The organism is Tepidicaulis sp. (genome assembly GCF_965222285.1).
Classification (GTDB): Bacteria; Pseudomonadota; Alphaproteobacteria; order Parvibaculales; family Parvibaculaceae; genus Tepidicaulis.
In genome coordinates, this window is the sequence record NZ_OZ244942.1 from 2,487,494 (window position 1) to 2,508,280 (window position 20,787).

The window sequence follows — 20,787 nt, forward strand, 5'->3', positions numbered from 1 at the left end:
TGGCGCGCCTGCCGCCCGGCGGCAAACGCAAACCCCCATCGAGCGCGGCAGATTAGCCGTTTAAATGTGTCAAAACTGCGGCACCTTGGCCCCGAAAACGCGCGGAACGCTTGAGTTTTTCCCCTGTGGCGCTTTCAGCACAGTGCCTGGGGCCGGGGCTCGGAAAAGACGGGTGAAAACTCACACCGTGCGCAGGTAATAATCGAAATCGAGGGGGGTGGGCTCGGCGAAAAAGCGGTCCGCTTCCGCCTCCTTGATCGTGCAGAAAGTCTCGACCAGGAAATTGCCGAAATAATCCCGCGCGAAAGCCGATTGGCGCAGCACCTCATTGGCGCGGAACCAGTTGAGCGGAAATGGTTCGCTCGGCAGTTCATAACCATTGCCTTCCACCGCCGGGCCAGGGTCCATCTTGCCCGTAATGCCGTGATGGATGCCGGCCAGCACCCCGGCCAGCGCGAGGTAAGGGTTGGCATCGGCCCCGGCAATGCGGTGCTCGATATGGCGCGTCGGCGCCGCGCCCGCCGGAATGCGAAGCGAGACCGTGCGGTTGTTCACGCCCCAGGTGGCGGAGACCGGGGCATAGGATTTCGCCCGGAAGCGGCGGTAGGAATTGGCGTTCGGCGCCCAGATGCCCATCATTTCGGCCATCGTCGCTTTGAGCCCGCCGATCGCATGGCGCATCAACGCATTGCCTTTCGGGTTTTCATCCGCAAAGGCATTCGCGCCGTCCTCACCGGCAAGCGAGACATGCACATGCATGCCCGAGCCCGAATAAGCCGAATAGGGCTTGGCCATGAAGCAGGCCATCATCCCGTGCTTGAGCGCGGCAAGTTTGATGAGGCGCTTGAACATGATCGCCTGATCGGCCGCTTTCATCGCGTCGGGCTGGTGCTGCAGAACGATTTCCATCTGCCCCGGCGCATATTCGCTGATCAGCGTGCGCGCGGGCAGGCCCTGAGCCTGCGCACTTTCATAAACATCGCGGAAGAAGGGTGAAAAATCGGTGAGATCGGAAAGCTGATAGGCCTGGAAATGCTGCGCGCGGCCCGCCCCATTCAGCGCCAAGGGCGGCTGCGGCGCGCCTTTGGCCGCCGCCTCCCGGTCGAAGAGATAAAATTCGAGTTCGATGGCGGCGACCGGCGTCAGCTTCAATTCTTCAAAGCGCGCCACCACCCGCTCCAGCACATTGCGCGGATCGCAGACGGAAGGCGTACCGTCGGCTTCGGTCATACGCACGATGAATTGGCCGGCGCGCGGCCCTTCGAGCGGGCTCGGCACGAGCGAGCCGGGAACGGGCCGCGCGATGCGGTCCGCATCCCCATCTTCCCAGACAAGGCCCGTTTCTTCCACATCCGTGCCCGTCACATCGAGGCTCATGATCGAGCCCGGCATGAAGCGCCCGTCGCGGAAGGCCGCTTCGATTTCCGCCCGGCGCAGCACCTTGCCCCGCGCCACACCGCACAGATCCGTAAAGACCAGCGTGAATTCGTCGGCATCGGCATGCGCCTTCAAAAAGGCATTCAATTCATCGAGGGGCGGCAAGGCGTTCATTCGAAAAGCTCCGTCAGGAAGGCGGACACCGCCTCCGTGAGGCGATCTATATCCTCTTCCCGCGTTTCTGGCGAGATCAGCATCATATTATGGAAGGGCGTCAGCATCAGCCCCCGGTTAAGAAGGTAAAGATGAAGCGCGCGCTCCAGCGGATGGTTCATACGCTCGGCCGATGCCGCCCCGCTGCGCACGGGTGCCGGCGTAAACCCGATTTCGGCCCGCGCGCCCACCCGCAGCACATGCCAGGAAACACCTTTCTCCTTGAAAACCCGTGTAAGCCCGGCTTCAAGGCGCGCGGCAAGCTGTTCCATATGCGCATAAGCCGCCTCGGTCATCACCTCGGCCAGCATGGCGCGGATCGCGGCAAGCTGGAGCGCGGAGCCTGAGAGCGTCGTGCCGATGCCCGAATGACCGGGCGCGCGGGTCTCATTGAAAGCGGCAATGCGCGCGCCGACCGCTGCGGTAAACCCGTAAACCGCGGCGGGCACACCGCCGCCAATGGGTTTGCCCACCACCAGAAAATCGGGCCGAAGCCCATGCACACGGCCCCAGCCGCCGCGCCCGGAGGAAAGCGTGTGCGTTTCATCGAGCGCGAAAAAGGCGCCCGCCTCCCGCGCCGCATCCGCAAGAAACGCCATGAAGCCGGGATCGGAGGGCACCATGCCGATATTGGTGAGCAAAGGCTCGGTCAAAACCAGCGCGATATCGCCCTTGGCAAGTTCGGCCTTCACCGCCTCCCTGTCATTGAAAGGCACGACCGCCGTCGTCGCCGTGATATCCGCCACCTGCCCCACAAGGCCGGGGCGCAGCTCCGTGCGCCCGCCCGCCCCGATGCGCACGAAAACATCGTCCACCGCGCCGTGATAAGAGCCGTCGAAAATCAGAATGCGGGGCCGCCCCGTCACCCCGCGCGCCCAGCGGATGATGGCGCGGTTTGCATCCGACGCGCTTGCCGTCACCTGCCATTGATCGAGCCCGAAATAATCCGAAAGAAGCCGGCCCACTTCCGGGGCAAGCTCGGAAGGCAGCATTGCCGTTGCCCCGCGCGCCATTTGCCCGGCCACCGCCTTGACCGCAGGTTCCGGCCCATGGCCGAACATGGCACCCGTATCCCCAAGACAGAAGTCGGTATAAAGGTTGCCGTCGGCATCTTTCAGCCGCGCGCCCTTCGCTTCTTTGAGGAAAAGCGCATGGGGCAATTCCCAATCGCTCATCCAGTGCAGCGGCACGCCTTTCAGCCAATGGGAGGCGGCTTCTTTCGCAAGCACGGCCGATTTCGGCGTACGCGCGGCATAGGCCTCCGCCTCGCGCTGCCAAAGTTTTTCGATTTTTTCGACGGACGCCGTCATGCCGCTCACCTGAAAATCCCCGCTCATCGCAAGTAAAGGTGGCCGGATGACAGAACGCAAGCGGCGAAAGAAAACTTACCCGCCGCGCTTCATAAGATCTTCAACACCGTCGATGACGGTTTTCGGCAGGCGCGCAGGCCGCCCGTCTTCATGAATGCAGGCGGCATGGACCATCGCCTGCCAGATCACCTCGCCCCCGCGCAGGATTTTCTGCTCCGCTTCGATGCGCGCACCTTTCAGCGTCACATAGCGGGTATGCACTTCCAGAAGATCGTCGATGCGGGCGGGCTTTAAAAACTCGATTTCCATTTTGTGGATGGCGAAGGCAAGCGGCTTTTCGCCCTCGATCAATTCGTGATGATGCACGCCTGCCATGCGCAGACAGTCCGAGCGCCCGCGCTCGGCAAAGCGCAAGTAGTTGGCGTGATAAACGATGCCGGTAAAATCCGTGTCCTCGTAATAGACACGGATGGGCAGCACATGCGCGCCCTCTTCAATGCGCCCGGCAAGGTCCGGCCATTTTCCGCTCATGCGCCCTCTCCTTCATCGAAAAGGCCGCTTTGCCCTGCCCCGCTTCCTGATGCGGGTGCGGGCAAGCCAAGATGGCGGAAGGCAAGCGCGGTGAGCACACGCCCGCGCGGCGTGCGGTTCACGAAACCCTGCTGAATGAGATAAGGCTCGATGATTTCCTCGATCGCATCGCGCGGCTCGGAAAGCGCGGCGGCGATCGTTTCGATGCCGACGGGCCCGCCGGAAAACTTCACCGCCACATTGCGCAAATAGCGGTGGTCGAGCGCATCGAGACCGCGCGCATCGACCTCGAGGCGCTCCAGTGCTTTATCGGCCAGTGCCGCATCGATGGCGCCTTTACCGTCCACCACAGCAAAATCGCGCACCCGGCGAAGCAGCCGCCCGGCAACACGGGGCGTGCCGCGCGCGCGCCGGGCAATTTCCTTTGCCCCGTCACTCGTGATCGAGGTGCCGAGCACGCCCGCACCGCGCGTGACGATCGCTTCAAGCTCGGCCTCTTCATAAAAATTGAGCCGCACGGGAATGCCGAACCTGTCGCGCAGCGGCGTCGTCAAAAGTCCCGTGCGCGTCGTCGCGCCGACCAGCGTGAAAGGCGCAAGCTCGATGCGCACCGAGCGCGCCGCCGGTCCTTCACCGATGATGAGATCAAGCTGAAAATCCTCCATCGCCGGATAAAGAATTTCTTCGACCGCAGGCGAAAGCCGGTGGATTTCATCGATGAAAAGCACGTCCCGCTCTTCAAGATTGGTCAGCAGCGCGGCAAGGTCGCCTGCCTTGGCAATGACGGGGCCCGAGGTTGCGCGGAAATTGACGCCAAGCTCGCGCGCCACGATCTGCGCCAATGTCGTTTTGCCAAGGCCGGGGGGCCCTGCAAAAAGCACATGATCGAGCGCTTCGCCGCGCGTGCGCGCCGCCTCGATAAAGACGGAAAGATTCTCGCGCGCCTTGCGCTGGCCGACAAATTCGGAAAGGCGCTGCGGGCGGAGCGCCACATCGAAATCTTCTTCCCGCTCCCCGGCGCCCACCAGTCTTTCACTCATCGGGCAAGCTCCTTCAGCCCAAGCCGGATCAAGGTTTCAGGCCCGGCCTCATCGTCGAGTTTCGCGCGCGCCTTGCGCACCGCCTCTGCGGCCTGCGCGGGCGCATAGCCGAGATTGGTCAGCGCGGAAATGGCATCGGCCTCGGCATCGGTCGGCTTTGCTTCTTCCGCCCCGCCCTCCGACACGGCGATGGCAAAGGCGCCTGCGGGCGCTTTGTCTTTCAGCTCCACCACAATGCGCTGGGCGAGCTTGGGACCGACACCGGAGGTCTGCGCCACCGCTTTTTTATCCTGCGTCGCCACTGCCGACTGAATGCCTTGCGGCCCGAGCGTGCCGATAACGGCAAGGGCAACGCGCGCGCCCACGCCCTGCACGCTTTGCAAGAGGCGGAACCAGTCCCGCTCCCCCTCGCTTGAAAAGCCGAAGAGCCGGATTTCCTGTTCGCGCACATGGGTGTGGATGAGAAGCGCCGCCGCCTCCCCCACCGCCGGCAGGCGGCGCAGCGTATAGGACGAGCATTCGACGAGATAGCCGACGCCGCCCACATCCAGGATCAGCCAGTCCTCACCCAGCTCATCGACAATTCCCTTCAGCTTGCCGATCATGCGCGCGCCCTGCCGGAGGTGGTGGCTTTGACAAGCGCCGCATCGATGCGCGCCTTCGCCCCGCGCATCTGCGCATGGCAAATGGCGGTTGCCAGCGCATCGGCCGAATGCTCGCTGTCGATCACGGCTTTGGGCAAAAGAATGCCGACCATGGTGCGGATCTGATGCTTGTCCGCATGGCCTGCCCCCGTCACCGTCTTCTTGATCTGATTGGGCGCATATTCGCCGATCTCAAGGCCTGCGCGCGCGGCAATGAGCAGCGGCACGGCCCGCGCCTGGCCGAGCTTCAGCGCCGCCACCGCATCTTTCGCCACGAAGGCGGTTTCGACGGCGACCGCCTGCGGCATGAATTCTTTCATGATGGTTTCGAGCGCCGCTTCGATCTCTGCCAGCCTGACCGGCACGGAGGCTTTGTCATTGGAGGCGATCGTCCCGTTCGCCACATGGGTAAGGCGCGAGCCCGCAGCCTCCACCACCCCCCAGCCTGTGCGCCGGAGGCCCGGATCGATGCCTAAAAGACGAAAGGCCCCGCTCATGAAACTGCCGCTCTCCTGATTCCGACTCGCGTCTTTATAACAGGAGGCTACACCCCAAGACGCGGAAAAGAGAAGAAATCGGGAACAAAAAAGCCCCTCCCGGTCCGGAAGGGGCTTTTGAAAGGCCGTGAATGGCGGCCTTAAAGCTTAGGCCGAGAGCTTTTCGAACACCGCGTCGGACATTTCGTAATTGGCGTAAACCTGCTGTACGTCGTCGCAATCATCCAGCGCGTCGAGCAGCTTGAGCAGCGTTTCGCCTTTTTCCTCGTCCACTTCGATATTATTCTGCGGCTTCCAGATCAGCCGGGCGGAGCGGGCCTCGCCGAATTTTTCTTCCAGCGCGCCGGCCACTTCATGCAGCGCATCGGGCGCGCAGATCAGCACATGCCCGTCCTCATCGCTCTCGCAATCATCGGCCCCTGCCTCGATCGCCGCTTCCAGCATGGTCTCGGTATCGGCAACGTCCGCGCCATATTCGATCGAGCCCACATGGTCGAACATGAAGGAGACCGAGCCCGTCTCACCCAGATTTCCGCCGTTCTTGGAGAAAATCGAGCGGACCTCGCTCGCCGTGCGGTTCTTGTTGTCGGTCAGCGCCTCGACAATCACGCCGATGCCCGCCGGGCCGAAGCCTTCATAGCGCATGTCGAAATAGTCGTCCCCGCCCTGATCTGTGCTCTTCTTGATGGCGCGGTCGATATTGTCCTTCGGCATGGACTGGGCGCGGGCGGCCAGAATGGCGGCGCGCAGACGCGGATTGTGCTCGGGGTCCGGCAGGCCCATTTTCGCCGCCACGGTAATTTCCTTGGCGAGTTTGGAAAACAATTTGGCGCGCTTCTTATCCTGCGCGCCCTTGCGGTACATGATGTTCTTGAACTTGGAATGTCCGGCCATAGGCCCCTCCGACACCTGACTGTCACTCGCCGCGGGCCCGCGGCAATGCGGCCCTCACTCGAACGGCAATATCTGAAATCTCGCGCCCCTTATAGAAAGAGCCGGGCCCAAAATCCATAGGGCACGCGAATCCGGTTGGCCCGGCGGGTTTTCGGGAGAATTCCAGGCCCCATTTTCCAGGGAATTAGAGTAAATACTCTTATTTAATGAATTAACTATTTCATCATACTTTTGGGAGTTTACTGTGGATAAGACAACTCTACCAGGCATTGAAATTTGAACTAACACTTCTGGTTGTGTTGTCGAAATGACGCTCGTCGGAGGAACCCGCCCCACTCACCCTCTCCGATGAGCTGCGCTGCAACACCCCCGCAGCGTCAAAACCCCGTCTGGACCGGCAAAACGCCTCGGCTGGTTCGGGCGGGGTTTTTCTGTGTGCGCTGGGAAAGGCACTCAGGCCGGGCGCGCCGGTTTGAGCCGCCCGCCGAGACGCAGGGGCTCCACACGCTCGGCCAGCCCGTCCGCCCCGGTTTCCACGAAAACGCCGCAGACCGTGGCAGGCCCGAGCGCCGGGGTGAAGCGCCCGCGCGGCATCTTGGTGACGAAGCGGTTGACGGGTTCGTCCTTTTCCATGCCGATGACGGAATCATAATCCCCGCACATGCCGGCATCGGTCTGATAGGCGGTGCCGCCGGGCAGGATCTGCGCATCCGCCGTCGGGATATGGCTATGGGTGCCCACGACAAGGCTGGCGCGTCCATCGCAGAAATGACCCATCGCCATTTTTTCCGAGGTGGCCTCGCCGTGAAAATCCACCAGCGCCGCATCCGCCACATCGCCGAGCGGACATTCGTTCAGCGCCTCATCGACGGAGGCGAAGGGATCATCCATCGCATCCATGAAGACCCGGCCCATGGCATTGATGACGAGCACACGCGCGCCGTTTTTGGCCTCATAAAGGCCGTTGCCGCGCCCCGGCGTGCCGGGCGGGAAGTTGCGCGGCCGGATGAGCCGGTCCTCGCGCTCCACATGCGCCAGCGCCTCGCGCTGGTCCCAGGCGTGATTGCCGAGCGTGATGGCGTCGGCGCCGGCATCGTAAAGCTCGTCGCAGATCGCCGCCGTAATGCCGAAACCGCCCGCGGCGTTTTCTCCGTTGATCACCACGAAATCGAGCGCCATTTCCTGGCGCAGGCGCGGCAGCACGCTCACCACCGCCTCGCGCCCGGAGCGCCCTACAATATCGCCGAGAAAGAGCAGCCGCATGAAACACGAACCCTTGCGTTTGCGCGGCCTTACCTGAAGAACAAAACCGCCTTTTCCGTCACCACCGCATCCAATACTGCATCATGCGGCTCCGTGGGCAAGTTCTCGGCCTGTTGCGCCGAAAAGGCAAGCCCAACAGCCATCACTCTATGGCGCAGGCGCAGTTCTTCAAGCGTGCGGTCATAGAACCCGCCGCCATAGCCAAGCCGCCCGCCATCGCTGTCGAAGGCAAGAAGCGGCACGATGAGAATGCCCGGAACGACATGCGCCGCCTTGATGCTGGGCTCTTTGGTGCCGAAGGGCCCTTCGATCAAAGGATCGCCGGGCGCCCAGGCATAAAAGCCGAGCGCGCCTTCGCGCGCCTCGATGCGGGGCAGCGCCGTGGCAACGCCTTTTTCATGCAAGGCGGCAAGCAATGGCAGGGGATCGGCCTCATTGCGCATCGGCATGTAGCCGGCAACGGCCTCGCCGGGTTTGGGAGAAAAATGCGCCATGAAAAGTTTGGCCATGGCAGGGCCCGCCGTCTCGCCGTGGAGAGCGGCGGCTTCCTTGCGTTTTTCCATGAACGCGGTGCGCAGGGCGCGCTTGTCGTTTGGAACCGCCATAATTTCGTCCGGCCTATCCGCCTGCGGCAGGCAAGGCGGATGCTACAACTTTTAAGACGTGAAAGATTGAAAAAGGATGAGGCATCTTGGCGCCCGCCCCGGCCCCTAATAGGACCTGCGGGAAAAGAGAAGTGGGGAGCCGCCCTGGCCGTCGGAATCTGCTACCTCGGAGACCTACATAAGTAGGTGGGCGCCGTGTGCGGAAGGCCACGGCCAACCGCAGGGACAGCTCCCTCGAAGCGCGTAAGGCCCCGAGCGTGTTTATTCCTAACGCACCGGGCAGCACCCCGGTTCTCTTATCTGGTGAAGGATGAAGCCGCGTCAACTGGATAACGCGCGGGCATCGAAGATCGTGGTCACCGGCGTGTTAAGAAGCTTCGATGCGCTGGGCCATCGTATCGAGGCGCTGGGCGGCTTTTTCGAGGATTTCGGCCACCGCCGCTTCCGCCTCTTCCGTGCGCTCCAAAGCCACGGAACGGGCATCGCGCACCGTCGCCACTTCCTCTTCCAGCTTTTTGATGCGCCCGCGCATGTCCCAAAGCTCGTCCGCCAGAAGGAGCGAGGCCATGAGCATGAGCCGGGCGTCGCCCACCTGGCCGACTTGCGCGGCAAGGCTCGTCACCTGTTCGTCCACATAGGCGGCCAGTTCGGTCAGATGCTTTTCCTGGCCGTCATCGCAGGCAATCGAATAGGCCCGCCCGTTGATCGATACCGAAACCTGTCCCATGAAACCCCTCAGCCTGCCGCCAGAATTTTGCGGATGCCGTCCACGGCGCTCGTAATGTCCTCGCTGGCGCGCTCGTTCATGGTGGAAAGGCGGCGCACTTCCGCCTTCATCACATTGAGCTCTTCTTCAAGCCGCGCTTTGTCGCCCCGAAGACCCGCGAGATCACCCGCCGCATCGCCGCCGCCGCCAACCTTGCGGCCCTGCGCCATGCGCCGGTTGAGCAGCGCCTCCAGCCGGTCGACCGACCCGGCGAAGCGGTCCATAGCGGTATCGAGTTTACTCATCGCACGATCAGCCCGTCGGTTGAGCCCGGCAGCCAGCGGAGAGCTGCGCCGGATTATGGTGAACGGCCCCGTTCTCCGCCCGAACCTTATAAAGGCCCTGAAGAGATGCCGGAAAGCCTCTGTTTTATAAGAGCATAGGCGCGCTGATCTGTCGCTGCAATAAGCCCGCCCGCGAAGCGCCCGGCCGGGAAGCAAAGGCTGCCTCAACGGCAACGGACAAGGCGCTCCCGGACCATTTATCAAATGCCGCGCCCAACCGGCCCCATGGCCCGGAATGGCGGGATTCCAGCATTGACTCTCTATAGGCAGATGGTCATTGTGGCGCCGCTTCCCGAGGGGTGCCGAACGGCGCCGGGAAGCGGCAGCCGCGGGCATCAGGGCGGCCCGTCCGGTGACTTTCACGGCATGCTTTCGAGCGCTCCTCCGACGATCGGTCCGGGGCCTCAAGCACGACCGGCCCCCGGAATAGGGTGTCTGCGGGGCCGTTTTAGGTACTTAAAAGAGATTGAGAGACATGACGCCATCTGATCCGTCGGCAGCCAAACCGGTTTCTTCCACCAGCCAGACCGAAGCGGCAAGCGGCGCTCATGCCGATCCTTCCTCTCACAAGATGATGGCGAATGCCATCCGCGCCCTGTCCATGGACGCCGTGCAGGCCGCCAATTCGGGCCATCCGGGCCTGCCGATGGGCGCCGCCGATATCGCAACGGTTCTCTTCTCAAAATTCATGAAGTTCGATCCGCGCAATCCCAATTGGCCGGACCGCGACCGCTTCATCCTGTCCGCCGGCCACGGCTCCATGCTCGTCTATTCGCTGCTCTATCTTCTGGGCTATGAAGATATGACCATCGACGAGATAAAGAACTTCCGTCAGATGGGCTCGAAAACCGCAGGCCACCCGGAAGTTTACCATACGCCGGGCGTGGAAACGACGACGGGCCCCCTCGGCCAGGGCATTTCCAACGCGGTCGGCATGGCCATGGCCGAACGGCTGATGGCAGCGCGCTTCGGCGAAGATGTCGTCGATCACTATACCTATGTGCTCGCCTCCGACGGCGACCTGATGGAAGGCATCAGTCACGAGGCGATCAGCCTTGCCGGTCACCTCAAGCTGCGCAAGCTCATCGTGCTTTTCGATGACAATGGCATCTCCATCGACGGGCCGGTCAATCTGGCCGAATCGGGCAACATGCTCGACCGGTTCCGCGCCGCAGGCTGGGAAGCCATGCGCATCGACGGCCACAACCCCGAAGAAATCGAAGCGGCCATCGCCAAGGCGCGTGAAAGCCGCGCCCCGACGCTGATTGCCTGCCGCACGACCATCGGCTTCGGCTCGCCCAACAAGCAGGGCACGTCCGGCGTCCACGGCGCCCCGCTCGGCCCCGATGAAATCAAACTTGCCCGCAAGGAACTCGATTGGCCGTATGAAGCCTTCGAAATTCCTTCCGAAGTGCTCGATGCCTGGCGCTGCACGGGCCTGCGCAGCGCCCGCGCGCGCGTTTCCTGGGAAGAACGCCTGGCAAAACTCGACGCCGAAGCGCGCGCCGAATTCGAGCGGCGCATGGCCGGCGATCTGCCGAACGGCCTGGCCAAAGCGATCAACGCTTTCAAAAAGCAGATTTCGGACGAAAAGCCGAAACTCGCCACCCGCCAGTCCTCGCAGAACGTGCTCGGCGTCATCAACGACGCGGTGCCCGAGACGATCGGCGGCTCCGCCGACCTGACCGGCTCCAACAACACCCGTTCCAAGGACATGCAGGCGGTGACGCCGGAAGACTTCTCCGGCCGCTTCATCCATTACGGCGTACGCGAGCACGGCATGGCCGCCGCCATGAACGGCATGGCGCTCCATCGCGGCGTGATCCCTTATTCCGGCACCTTCCTCGTCTTTACCGATTATTGCCGCCCCTCCATCCGCATGTCCGCGCTGATGGGCGAGCGCGTCATCTATGTCATGACCCATGACAGCATCGGTCTTGGCGAAGACGGCCCGACGCACCAGCCGGTCGAGCATCTGGCCTCCTTGCGCGCCATGCCGAATGTGCATGTCTTCCGCCCCGCCGACAGCGTGGAAACGGCCGAATGCTGGCAGCTCGCCCTCGAAGCGAAGACGACGCCCAGCATCATCGCACTGACCCGCCAGGGCCTGCCGACGGTGCGCACCGAACATACGGACGAGAATCTCTCGGCCCGCGGCGCTTATGAGCTCGCCGCAGCGGACGGGGAGGCGAAAGTCACTTTCCTTGCCACCGGCTCGGAAGTGGAAATCGCTCTCGAGGCCCGCGCGCTTCTGCAGAAAGAAGGCATCGGTGCGCGCGTCGTCTCCATGCCCTGCACGGATCTCTTCGACCAGCAATCGGGCGAATATAAAAAGCAGATCCTGGGCGAAGGCACGGTGCGCGTTGCCATCGAAGCGGCAAGCGGTTTCGGCTGGGAACGCTATACGGGCCCGGACGGGGCTTTTATCGGCATGAATTCCTTCGGCGCCAGCGCGCCTTACAAGGAACTTTACGAGCATTTCGGCATTACGGCTGAAAAAGCGGCAGAGGCGGCGAAACAGCGCCTCGGCTAAAGACCAACTTTTGGAGAAGGTGAGAAAGAAGATGGCGGTTCGCGTTGCGATCAATGGTTTCGGACGGATCGGCCGGCACGTGTTGCGGGCGATTGTGGAATCGGGACGGAAAGACATCGAGGTTGTTGGCATCAACGATCTGGGTACGGTGGACGCCAATGCCCGCCTTCTGAAATTCGACAGCGTGCATGGCCGCTTCCCGAACGAGATCAAGACCACGGAAAATTCCATGGATGTCGGTCTCGGCCCGATCAAAGTGACCGCCGAGCGCGATCCCACCCAGCTTCCCTGGAAGGAACTCGGTGTCGACATCGCGCTGGAATGCACGGGCATCTTCGCCTCGAAAGAAAAAGCCTCCGCCCACATCACCGCCGGCGCCAAGAAAGTGCTGGTCTCCGCGCCCGCTTCCGGCGCCGACCTGACGGTGGTTTACGGCGTGAACCACGACAAGCTGGAAAAAGGCCACACGGTCGTCTCCAACGCCTCCTGCACCACCAACTGCCTGGCTCCCGTGGCCCATGTGCTGCATCAGCTGTGCGGCATCGAGCAGGGCTACATGACGACGGTGCACGCTTATACGGGCGACCAGAGCACGGTCGACACGCTCCATTCCGACCCGCGCCGCGCACGCGCTGCCGCCGTTTCCATGATCCCGACCTCGACGGGCGCCGCCAAGGCCGTCGGCCTGGTGCTGCCGGAGCTTGCCGGTAAGCTGGACGGCACCGCGATCCGCGTGCCGACCCCGAACGTCTCGATGATCGATCTTGTGATCAACGCGACGCGCGACACGAGCGCGGAAGAAGTCAACGACGCCATCCGCAAGGCCGCCGACGGCCCGCTGAAAGGCGTGCTGGGCTATGTGGACGAGCCGATGGTCTCCATCGACTTCAACCACAACCAGAATTCCTCCAGCTTCGACCTCACCCAGACCCAGGTCATCGACAAGCGTCTCGTGCGCATCCTGTCCTGGTACGACAACGAGTGGGGTTTTGCGAACCGCATGGGCGACACCGCTGTCGCCATGGGCAAACTGCTCTAAGCGGAGGACCGCAGGCTTATGGCCGCGCACAAAACGCTCGACGATCTTTATGCGTCAGGTCCGGTGGAGGGCAAAACAATCCTCCTCCGGGCCGATCTCAACGTTCCTGCAAAAGACGGCAAGGTTACGGACGCAACGCGTCTGGAACGGCTTTTGCCCACCATCAAGGAACTCGCCTCCAAAGGCGCCAAGGTTCTCATCCTCTCCCATTTCGGCCGCCCCAAGGGCGAGCGCGTACCGGAGATGACGCTGGCGCCCGTCGCCGTGGCGCTGGGTGAGCTTCTCGGCCTCGATGTCGCCTTTGCCGTCGATTGCATCGGCGACAGCGCGAAAGCCGCTGCCGAGGCGCTGCCGAAAGGCGGCGTTCTTGTGCTGGAGAACACCCGCTATCATGCGGGCGAGGAAAAGAACGACCCGGCCTTCGCCAAGGCGCTGGCCGAGCTCGGCGACATTTACGTCAACGACGCCTTTTCTGCCGCACACCGTGCCCATGCCTCGACCGAAGGCATTGCCCATCTCCTGCCCTCTTATGCAGGCCGGGCGATGGAAGCGGAACTGACCGCCCTCGACAAGGCGCTGGGCAGCCCCGCGCGCCCCGTCGTCGCCATTGTGGGCGGCGCCAAGATTTCCACGAAGCTCGATCTTCTGGGCAATCTCGTCAGCAAAGTCGATGCGCTCGTCATAGGCGGCGGCATGGCCAACACCTTCCTTGCCGCCAAAGGCATTGAAGTGGGCAAGTCGCTTTGCGAACATGACCTGAAAGAGACGGCCCGCGAGATCATGGCCAAGGCGGAAGCGGCAGGCTGCCGCGTTGTGCTGCCGGCGGATGTGGTCGTGGCGCCGGAATTCAAAGCCCATGCCCCGGCAATGACGGTGCCGGTGGACAAGGTGCCGGCGGATCAGATGATCCTCGATATCGGCCCCGATAGCCTTGCCGCGCTTGCCGGTCATTTCGAAAGCGCCAAGACCGTGGTCTGGAACGGGCCTTTCGGGGCTTTTGAAATTCCGCCCTTCGACAATGGCACCAACGGCGCAGCCCGCCATGTGGCCATGCTGACGAAAATGGGCGAAATGACTTCGGTTGCAGGTGGCGGCGACACGGTTGCCGCGCTAAACAATGCCGGCGCTGCCGATGATTTTTCGTATGTGTCGACCGCGGGCGGCGCATTCCTGGAATGGCTGGAGGGCAAAACCCTTCCAGGTGTCGCCGCGTTGGAACATGCCTGAGAAAGCCTGAGCCGCTTGGGGCTCCCGTACCGTTTAGAGGGTGAGAGAATATGACCGAGACGCTTGAATCCATTGCACAGGCCATGGTGGCCCCGGGCAAGGGGATCCTGGCTGCCGATGAAAGCACCGGCACGATCAAGAAACGCTTCGATTCCATCGGGGTGGAATCGACCGAAGACAATCGCCGCGACTACCGCGAAATGCTCTTCCGCACGGAAAGCGCGATGAAGGAAAACATTTCCGGTGTTATTCTGTACGATGAAACGATCCGCCAGAAAGCCAAGGACGGCACGCCGCTCGTCGATCTGATCAAGGCGGCCGGCTCCATTCCGGGCATCAAGGTCGATGCGGGGGCAAAAGACCTGACCGGCGCGCCGGGCGAAAAAATCACCGAAGGCCTCGACGGTCTCGGCCAGCGCTTTGCCGAATATTACGATCTGGGCGCCCGCTTTGCGAAATGGCGCGCCGTGATCAATATCGGCGAAGACATTCCGAGCACCTATTGCATCAATGCCAATGCCCATGCGCTGGCCCGCTATGCGAAGCTCGCACAGGCCGCCGGCATTGTGCCGATCGTCGAGCCGGAAGTCATCATGGATGGCGGCCACACCGCCGAGCGCTGCTTCGATGTGACCGAAGCCATGCTGAACGCACTTTACGATGCGCTTTACGAGCAGCGCGTCCTCTTGGAAGGCACGATCCTGAAGCCGAACATGATCGTCTCCGGCACCGAATGCGCCGCCCAGGCCGGTGTCGAGCAGGTCGCGGAAATGACGATCAAATGCTTCAAGCGCACCGTGCCCGCCGCCGTGCCCGGCATCGTCTTCCTTTCGGGCGGCCAGTCGGATGAAGACGCCACCGCGCATCTCAACATGATGAACCAGATCGGCGGCTTCCCCTGGAAGATGAGCTTCTCCTATGGCCGCGCGCTGCAGGCAGCGCCGCTGAAAGCCTGGGGCGGCAAGGCGGAAAACGTCCCCGCCGCACAGGCCGCCTTCGCGCACCGCGCCCGCATGAACGGCCTTGCGACCACGGGCGAGTGGAAAGCAGACCTCGAAAAATCCGCCGCCTGACCGCGCGGAGCTTTCAAAGAAAACCGAAACGCCCCGGAGACAATCCGGGGCGTTTTTTCTTGGCCGCTCCCCTCGGGCCCAACGGCCTGCCTAGTGGGGCACGCAGCCTCACAACACGAAAACCGTCACCCCGGGCCCCGTCCCGGGGTCCATACAGCCTTTCGTGATTGCAGCGAGGCCCTATGGATCCCGGCACAAAGGCCGGGATGACAGCTGAGTGTAAGGCACGGCTGTGCACCCCGCCACCACTCGTCACCCTCGGGCTCGACCCGAGGGTCCATACGGAACCTGCGGCAAGCCGAAGAGCATCATGGATACTCGGGTCAAGCCCGAGCATGACGACTTAAGTTAAATGTACAGAGTCACAAAACAGAAAACCGTCACCCCGGGCCCTGTCCCGGGGTCCATACAGCCTGTCGTAATGGCAGCGAGGCCCTATGGATCCCGGCTCGGAGGCCGGGATGACGGCTGGATTTGATGCACCGCATATGCGTCCACCACTCGTCACCCTCGGGCTTGACCCGAGGGTCCATGCGAAAGCTGCAGCAAGCTGAAGAACTTCATGGATGCTCGGGCGGGGCCCGAACATGAGGAAAGAGAAGAGCCTAATACCCCTCCGCCGGCTGCCAGAGGGAGAAGCGGGTGCCTTGATCGTCGAGGCAAACGGCGGACAGGCCGCTGTCGGATTCCTGCACCTCGCCCGCCGAGCCGCCGAGGTCGTAGACCCGGTCGACCATGAAATCGATATCCTCGACTCGGAAATAGATATTGCCCGCATCCTGCGCGCCGTCTTCCACCAGGCCGAAGGGAAATTCGGTATTGGCGACATGGGCGTAGATCGCATCCGCCTCGCTTTCGAATTCCCAGCCGAAAAGCGCGCCGTAGAAATCCATCGCCTTATCCAGCGTTTCCACCGAAATCGTGAAATATCCCGGCTCGCACACCCCCGCTCCGCCTGCCATTACCGCCTCCTCGTTGATATCCCGCGTCAATTTACGCCCGCCCCGCCGATTGCGCAAAGGCGCGGTTGCTGGTACTTCCGCATTCATGAGCACGAAAGACGAGCGCATTCCCACCCGCCTTTACCTGATCACGCCGCCAAGGCTCGATCCGGCCGGCTTTGCCGACACGCTGAAAGCCGCCCTCGATGCGGGCGACGTTGCCTCGCTGCAATTGCGGCTGAAGACGGAGGCAGGGGATACCGCACCGGCGGATGAGTTGCGCCGGGCAACGGAAACCCTGATGCCGCTCGCCCATGCCCGCGACGTCGCCTTCATCGTCAATGACAGCCCGGAAATTGCCCGGGAAATGGGCGCTGACGGGGTGCATGTCGGCCAGGACGACACGCCTTACAAAGAAGCCCGGAAAATCGTCGGGCCCGACGCCGTTGTCGGCGTCACCTGCCACAATTCCCGCCACCTTGCCATGGAAGCGGGCGAGGCTGGGGCCGATTACGTGGCGTTCGGCGCCTTTCACCCAACTGACACAAAGGTGACCCATAGTCGCGCCGAGCCGGAAATCCTGACATGGTGGTCGGAGCTTTTCGAACTGCCCTGCGTGGCGATCGGCGGCATTACGGTGGCAAACGCCCCGCCGCTGATCGAGGCCGGGGCCGACTTTCTGGCCGTTTCGGCCGGGGTCTGGGCCCATGAAAAGGGACCGGCAGAGGCCGTGCGCCTCTTTAACCTGTTGATGAACCCCTAAATGCAAAGGGTGCAAGAGTGTCCATGATGAACCGTCCGAGCCCCTTCACCCGCCCTCGCTTTCCCCAAGCCCCCTTCGCCGCTTTTCTGCTGGCTTTCGCGCTCTTGCTCGGCGCGCTGCCAAACCCCGCCCATGCCGGGCCTTACGAAGAAGCAGTGAAGCTTTATCAGGCCGAAGATTATGAAGTCGCCTTCGGCAAGGCGATGGAAGGCGCGCTCGCCGGTGACAGCCGGGCGAAGCTGCTGGTCGGCACCATGTATCTGAACGGCGAAGGCACAAAGGTCAGCCCGCAAGAAGCGATCCGCTGGCTGAACGAGGCCGCGGAACAGGGCGAGCCCACTGGCTATTACGCCCTCGCCGTGATTTACCGCGACGGGGTGGTGGTGCCTCAAGACCTTGCCAAAGCCCGCGCCAATCTCGAAGAAGCGGTGATCAAGAATCATACGGCGGCGAAATTCGTGCTCGCCCAGTTCCTTGCCGCAGGGCTTGGCGGGGAGGCGGACACGCCCCGCGCCAAGGCGCTTTTCGAGGAAGCGGCGCAGGAAGGTCATCCCGGCGCCCAATTCAGCCTCGGCGCGCTTTATGCGAGCGGCAAGGACGTGCCCCAGTCCGATGAAAAAGCCGCCGAATGGTTCCGCAAGGCCGCCGAGCAGAACCAGCCCGATGCCGCCTTCAATCTCGGCCTTATGCTGCTGGAAGGCCAGGGCGTCGCCGCCTCCTCCACAGAGGCTGCAAAATGGTTCAAGGTCGCCGCCGATCAGGGCTTCCCGGATGCCCAGACCTATCTCGGCCAGCTTTATCTTGCCGGTGAAGGCGTGGCTCAGGACGATGAAAAGGCCTTCAGCCTCTTCTGGAAGGCGGCTGAGGCGAACGAACCCATCGCGCAGGCCCGCCTTGCCCGGCTTTTCCTGATCGGGCGCGGCACCAGCCAGGATATCGCCACGGCCTATGCCTTCTATCTGTTTGCCCAGGAGAACGGCTTTGAAGATGCCGAATTTGCCGAGGCGATCGCCCCCCACCTCACCCCGGAGGTAAAAGCCGAGGCCCAGAAGAAACTGGCCGAGTGGCGCGCTTCCCCGGCCAAATGAGCCATAAGGCCGCGCCTCCCCTCCAGAAGCGCCCTAAGGGGCGCTTTTCTTTTGTTTTGAGCGCAAGACAATGCTATCAGAGCGGCCAATTCAAGGCGCCTGACGCAGCCATTGTGGCCCGCGCGCGCCCTTCCGCGATCCCATAAGACGCAAACGGTTATTTCATGAAGATCAATGGCAACGAAATCCGCCCCGGCAACGTCATCACCCATAAGGGCGGCCTCTGGGCGGCGGTGAAAGTGCAGCACGTCAAACCCGGCAAGGGCGGCGCTTTCGCTCAGGTGGAACTGAAGAACCTCGTGGACAACACCAAGCTCAATGAGCGCTTCCGCTCCGCCGAGACGGTGGAACGCGTGCGCCTTGAGCAGAAGGATTATCAGTTCCTCTTTGCCAATGGCGACATGCTCTCCTTCATGGACCTTGAAAGCTACGAGCAGATCGAATTGCCCACGGACTTTCTCGGCGACCGCGCCGCCTTCCTGCAGGACGGCATGCAGATCATCGTGGAGAGCCATGAAGGCAAGCCCATCGGCGTGCAGCTTCCCGATCAAGTGACGCTGGAAATCACCGAGACCGAGCCGGTCGTGAAAGGTCAGACGGCGGCTTCTTCCTATAAGCCGGCCATGCTGGAAAACGGCCTGCGCGTCATGGTGCCGCCTTTCGTTTCTACCGGTGACCGCATTGTCGTGGACACCGCCGAAGTCACCTACATCAAACGGGCCGAATAGGCCGGGTTCATGCAGCTTTCAGCCACACTCACCGTCATGGTTCAGGCCGCCCGCAAAGCAGCGCGGGGCCTGCAGCGCGATTTCGGCGAAGTCGAAAATCTTCAAGTCTCCCGCAAAGGGCCGGGGGATTTCGTCACCGCCGCCGATCTGAAAGCGGAAAAGATTCTGCGCGAGGAGCTTGCCAAAGCCCGCCCCGGTTACTCCTTCCTGTTGGAAGAAGCGGGTGAGGTGAAAGGCAGCGACAAGAGCCACCGCTGGATCATCGATCCTTTGGACGGCACGACGAACTTCATGCACGGCATCCCCGTCTTTGCAATTTCCATCGCGCTGGAACGGGCGGGCGAAGTGGTGGCCGGGCTCGTCTATAACCCGGTGACGGACGAAATGTTCCTCGCCGAAAAAGGCCGGGGTGCTTTCCTCAACAACCGGCGCCTGCGCGTAGCCGCGCGCACGGAACTCGCCGATGCGGTGATCTGCACGGGCATTCCGCATCTGGGCCGCGCCAGCCCGCTTTTCCTGCCCATGCTGAGCGAGCTCATGCCGCGCGTCGCCGGTATCCGGCGCACCGGTTCCGCCGCGCTCGATCTTGCCTATGTCGCGGCCGGGCGCTTCGACGGCTTTTGGGAAGCAGGCCTTGCGCCCTGGGACATGGCGGCGGGCGTTTGTCTTATCCGCGAGGCGGGCGGCACGGTCAGCGATCTCAGCGGCAAGGACAAGATTTTCGAGACGGGCGGCGTTCTGACAGCGAATGAGCGCCTGCATGGTCCCCTGCTCGATCTCCTGAAAAAAGCGCGCAAAAGCGCCGCCAGCAACACCTAAGCTGCAACCGGTGCAGGAACCTGCGCAGGAGCCCCATTCTGCCAAGTCTCAGCCAAGTCTCAAATGTCTCAGACGGGCCAATTTTTGCCGGATTTCCCCCTTAAGGCTTGCTCCCGTGCCTCCGCAGGCGCGCCTTCTGTGGTAAAATGGCGCAAATCAGCGGGACGGGAGATGAAGGTTCAGAACATGGCGAAGTCCGGTCGCACAAACGTCACTCTTTCAATGTTCCTCGGCGCGGCTTTCTGCGCCGCCCTTCCGGCACTGGCGCAGGCCGATGACGTGACGGTCAATTGGGAAGCGCTCGGCCCGGCACCGCAAAGCGAGGCGCCCATCGTGCTGCGCTATCCGGGCGCGAAGAAAAACCTGCCCGGAACCGTCAAGCTCAAGGCACCGGAGGGGGCTGAGGCCCCGCAGCCCCGGCTGAAACCTCATATCATTCCCGACGGCGGCCCCGAGACGCCGAAAGCCGCCGCGCTGCCGCCGCAAAAACCGGCGCAGAAGAATGAGGCCGAGACACCCCGTCAGGCAGAGCCGAAACCCAAGCCGCAAACCGCAGCGGTGAGCCCCGCTCCTGCCGCGCCCGCGCCGAAAGCCGCAGAGCCCGAACCTGCGCGGGCAGCAGCACCGGCCACCGCTCCTACGCCTGAGCCTGTCAAAGCGCCCCAGCAAAGCGCGCCGGAAAGCAGGCCCGCAGCGCCTGCCGCCCCGCAAGTGGCAAGCCTCGGCGATCCCAAGAAAGACGCCCCGGCAACGGGCGCTGAGAAACTCGGACCGCCGGAACCGGCCTTTGCCCGCGTGCTCTTTGAGGCGGAGAGCACCTCCATCCTCTCTTCCGTGCGCGCCGGGCTCGATGAAACGGCGGAGCGTCTGAAGCAAAGCGCCGAACGCATTCAGCTCAAGGCTTATGGCGGGGCGCGCGGCGATCTCTCATCGGATTCGCGCAAGCTGTCGCTGAAACGCGCGCTCGCCGTTTACAATTATCTGCGCGACCAGGGCGTGCTCACCAGCCGCATGGATGTGCGCGCCTTTGGCGGCGCCCGCGACGATGGCCCGGAGAACCGTGTCGATATCGTCTTGCAGAAGCGCTAAAAGCGTCTAAGGGGGTCCGGCTCACCTGGCCGGAAGACAGATACGGCGTCCCGGTGCATGGCC

General features: G+C 62.7%; 21 protein-coding genes and 1 other RNA gene. 9 read left to right on the forward strand and 13 right to left on the reverse strand.

The window, feature by feature from the left end:
- Positions 1–180: 180 nt before the first annotated feature.
- The 12 genes from ACOQOT_RS11895 to ACOQOT_RS11950 all read right to left on the reverse strand — a co-directional run bounded on the left by ACOQOT_RS11895 (position 181) and on the right by ACOQOT_RS11950 (position 9,385).
- Positions 181–1,551 carry a glutamine synthetase family protein gene (locus tag ACOQOT_RS11895; protein WP_420559480.1) on the reverse strand — a complete coding sequence of 457 codons (1,371 nt, stop codon included), beginning with the start codon at positions 1,549–1,551 and terminating at the stop codon, positions 181–183.
- Positions 1,548–2,900: an aspartate aminotransferase family protein gene (locus tag ACOQOT_RS11900; protein WP_420559481.1), complete on the reverse strand. Its 1,353-nt coding sequence runs from the start codon at positions 2,898–2,900 to the stop codon at positions 1,548–1,550. The genes ACOQOT_RS11895 and ACOQOT_RS11900 overlap by 4 nt, the downstream gene beginning before the upstream one ends.
- 75 nt (positions 2,901–2,975) lie before the next feature.
- Positions 2,976–3,431, reverse strand: coding sequence for a tol-pal system-associated acyl-CoA thioesterase (ybgC, locus tag ACOQOT_RS11905; protein ID WP_420559482.1), 456 nt, complete (start codon positions 3,429–3,431; stop codon positions 2,976–2,978).
- Entirely contained in the window at positions 3,428–4,471 is a 1,044-nt protein-coding gene (gene ruvB / locus ACOQOT_RS11910) for a Holliday junction branch migration DNA helicase RuvB (protein ID WP_420559483.1), read from the reverse strand. Before ruvB ends, ybgC begins: the two co-directional genes overlap by 4 nt.
- Entirely contained in the window at positions 4,468–5,076 is a 609-nt protein-coding gene (gene ruvA, locus ACOQOT_RS11915) for a Holliday junction branch migration protein RuvA (protein ID WP_420559484.1), read from the reverse strand. The genes ruvB and ruvA overlap by 4 nt, the downstream gene beginning before the upstream one ends.
- A complete protein-coding gene (ruvC, locus tag ACOQOT_RS11920) occupies positions 5,073–5,612 on the reverse strand; it encodes a crossover junction endodeoxyribonuclease RuvC (protein ID WP_420559485.1) in 540 nt (179 codons plus the stop codon). Before ruvC ends, ruvA begins: the two co-directional genes overlap by 4 nt.
- Before the next feature lie 147 nt (positions 5,613–5,759).
- A complete protein-coding gene (locus tag ACOQOT_RS11925; RefSeq protein ID WP_420559486.1) occupies positions 5,760–6,506 on the reverse strand; it encodes a YebC/PmpR family DNA-binding transcriptional regulator in 747 nt (248 codons plus the stop codon).
- 453 nt (positions 6,507–6,959) lie between these two features.
- Complete coding sequence (locus ACOQOT_RS11930; RefSeq protein ID WP_420559487.1) at positions 6,960–7,769, reverse strand: TIGR00282 family metallophosphoesterase; 810 nt, start codon at positions 7,767–7,769, stop codon at positions 6,960–6,962.
- 29 nt (positions 7,770–7,798) lie between these two features.
- Positions 7,799–8,374 (reverse strand): 5-formyltetrahydrofolate cyclo-ligase, encoded by a 576-nt coding sequence (locus ACOQOT_RS11935; RefSeq protein ID WP_420559488.1) that lies wholly within the window; start codon positions 8,372–8,374, stop codon positions 7,799–7,801.
- A gap of 132 nt (positions 8,375–8,506) precedes the next feature.
- A non-coding RNA gene (gene ssrS, locus ACOQOT_RS11940) (6S RNA) lies at positions 8,507–8,663 on the reverse strand.
- Positions 8,664–8,741: 78 nt separating this feature from the next.
- The gene (locus tag ACOQOT_RS11945; RefSeq protein WP_420559489.1) at positions 8,742–9,101 is read right to left on the reverse strand and encodes a cell division protein ZapA; all 360 of its coding nucleotides are present in this window, start codon (positions 9,099–9,101) and stop codon (positions 8,742–8,744) included.
- 8 nt (positions 9,102–9,109) lie between these two features.
- Complete coding sequence (locus ACOQOT_RS11950; protein WP_420559490.1) at positions 9,110–9,385, reverse strand: DUF4164 family protein; 276 nt, start codon at positions 9,383–9,385, stop codon at positions 9,110–9,112.
- Between the two features lie 610 nt (positions 9,386–9,995).
- On the opposite strand from ACOQOT_RS11950, the gene tkt reads away from it, so the two are divergent.
- Genes tkt through ACOQOT_RS11970 form a run of 4 tightly spaced genes read left to right on the forward strand, consistent with a single transcriptional unit; the run spans position 9,996 to position 15,296 of the window.
- Positions 9,996–11,957 (forward strand): transketolase, encoded by a 1,962-nt coding sequence (gene tkt, locus ACOQOT_RS11955; RefSeq protein ID WP_420561942.1) that lies wholly within the window; start codon positions 9,996–9,998, stop codon positions 11,955–11,957.
- Between the two features lie 31 nt (positions 11,958–11,988).
- A complete protein-coding gene (gene gap, locus ACOQOT_RS11960) occupies positions 11,989–12,996 on the forward strand; it encodes a type I glyceraldehyde-3-phosphate dehydrogenase (protein WP_420559491.1) in 1,008 nt (335 codons plus the stop codon).
- An 18-nt stretch (positions 12,997–13,014) separates the two neighbouring features.
- On the forward strand, positions 13,015–14,223 hold the full coding sequence (locus tag ACOQOT_RS11965) for a phosphoglycerate kinase (RefSeq protein ID WP_420559492.1): 1,209 nt from the start codon (positions 13,015–13,017) through the stop codon (positions 14,221–14,223).
- A gap of 50 nt (positions 14,224–14,273) precedes the next feature.
- Positions 14,274–15,296 carry a class I fructose-bisphosphate aldolase gene (locus ACOQOT_RS11970; RefSeq protein ID WP_420559493.1) on the forward strand — a complete coding sequence of 341 codons (1,023 nt, stop codon included), beginning with the start codon at positions 14,274–14,276 and terminating at the stop codon, positions 15,294–15,296.
- Positions 15,297–15,901: 605 nt separating this feature from the next.
- On the opposite strand, the gene ACOQOT_RS11975 is transcribed toward ACOQOT_RS11970, so the two are convergent.
- Complete coding sequence (locus ACOQOT_RS11975) at positions 15,902–16,258, reverse strand: VOC family protein (protein ID WP_420559494.1); 357 nt, start codon at positions 16,256–16,258, stop codon at positions 15,902–15,904.
- Positions 16,259–16,343: 85 nt separating this feature from the next.
- Between ACOQOT_RS11975 and thiE the strand changes: the two genes are divergently transcribed.
- The 5 genes from thiE (at position 16,344) to ACOQOT_RS12000 (ending at position 20,724) form a co-directional block, all read left to right on the forward strand.
- On the forward strand, positions 16,344–17,000 hold the full coding sequence (thiE, locus tag ACOQOT_RS11980; protein WP_420559495.1) for a thiamine phosphate synthase: 657 nt from the start codon (positions 16,344–16,346) through the stop codon (positions 16,998–17,000).
- A 23-nt stretch (positions 17,001–17,023) separates the two neighbouring features.
- Positions 17,024–18,088: a tetratricopeptide repeat protein gene (locus tag ACOQOT_RS11985; RefSeq protein WP_420559496.1), complete on the forward strand. Its 1,065-nt coding sequence runs from the start codon at positions 17,024–17,026 to the stop codon at positions 18,086–18,088.
- 164 nt (positions 18,089–18,252) lie between these two features.
- Positions 18,253–18,816, forward strand: a complete 564-nt coding sequence (gene efp / locus ACOQOT_RS11990; RefSeq protein WP_045449326.1) for an elongation factor P — start codon at positions 18,253–18,255, stop codon at positions 18,814–18,816.
- A gap of 9 nt (positions 18,817–18,825) precedes the next feature.
- Positions 18,826–19,635 carry an inositol monophosphatase family protein gene (locus ACOQOT_RS11995; RefSeq protein ID WP_420559497.1) on the forward strand — a complete coding sequence of 270 codons (810 nt, stop codon included), beginning with the start codon at positions 18,826–18,828 and terminating at the stop codon, positions 19,633–19,635.
- A 186-nt stretch (positions 19,636–19,821) separates the two neighbouring features.
- A complete protein-coding gene (locus tag ACOQOT_RS12000) occupies positions 19,822–20,724 on the forward strand; it encodes an OmpA family protein (protein WP_420559498.1) in 903 nt (300 codons plus the stop codon).
- Positions 20,725–20,787: the final 63 nt, after the last annotated feature.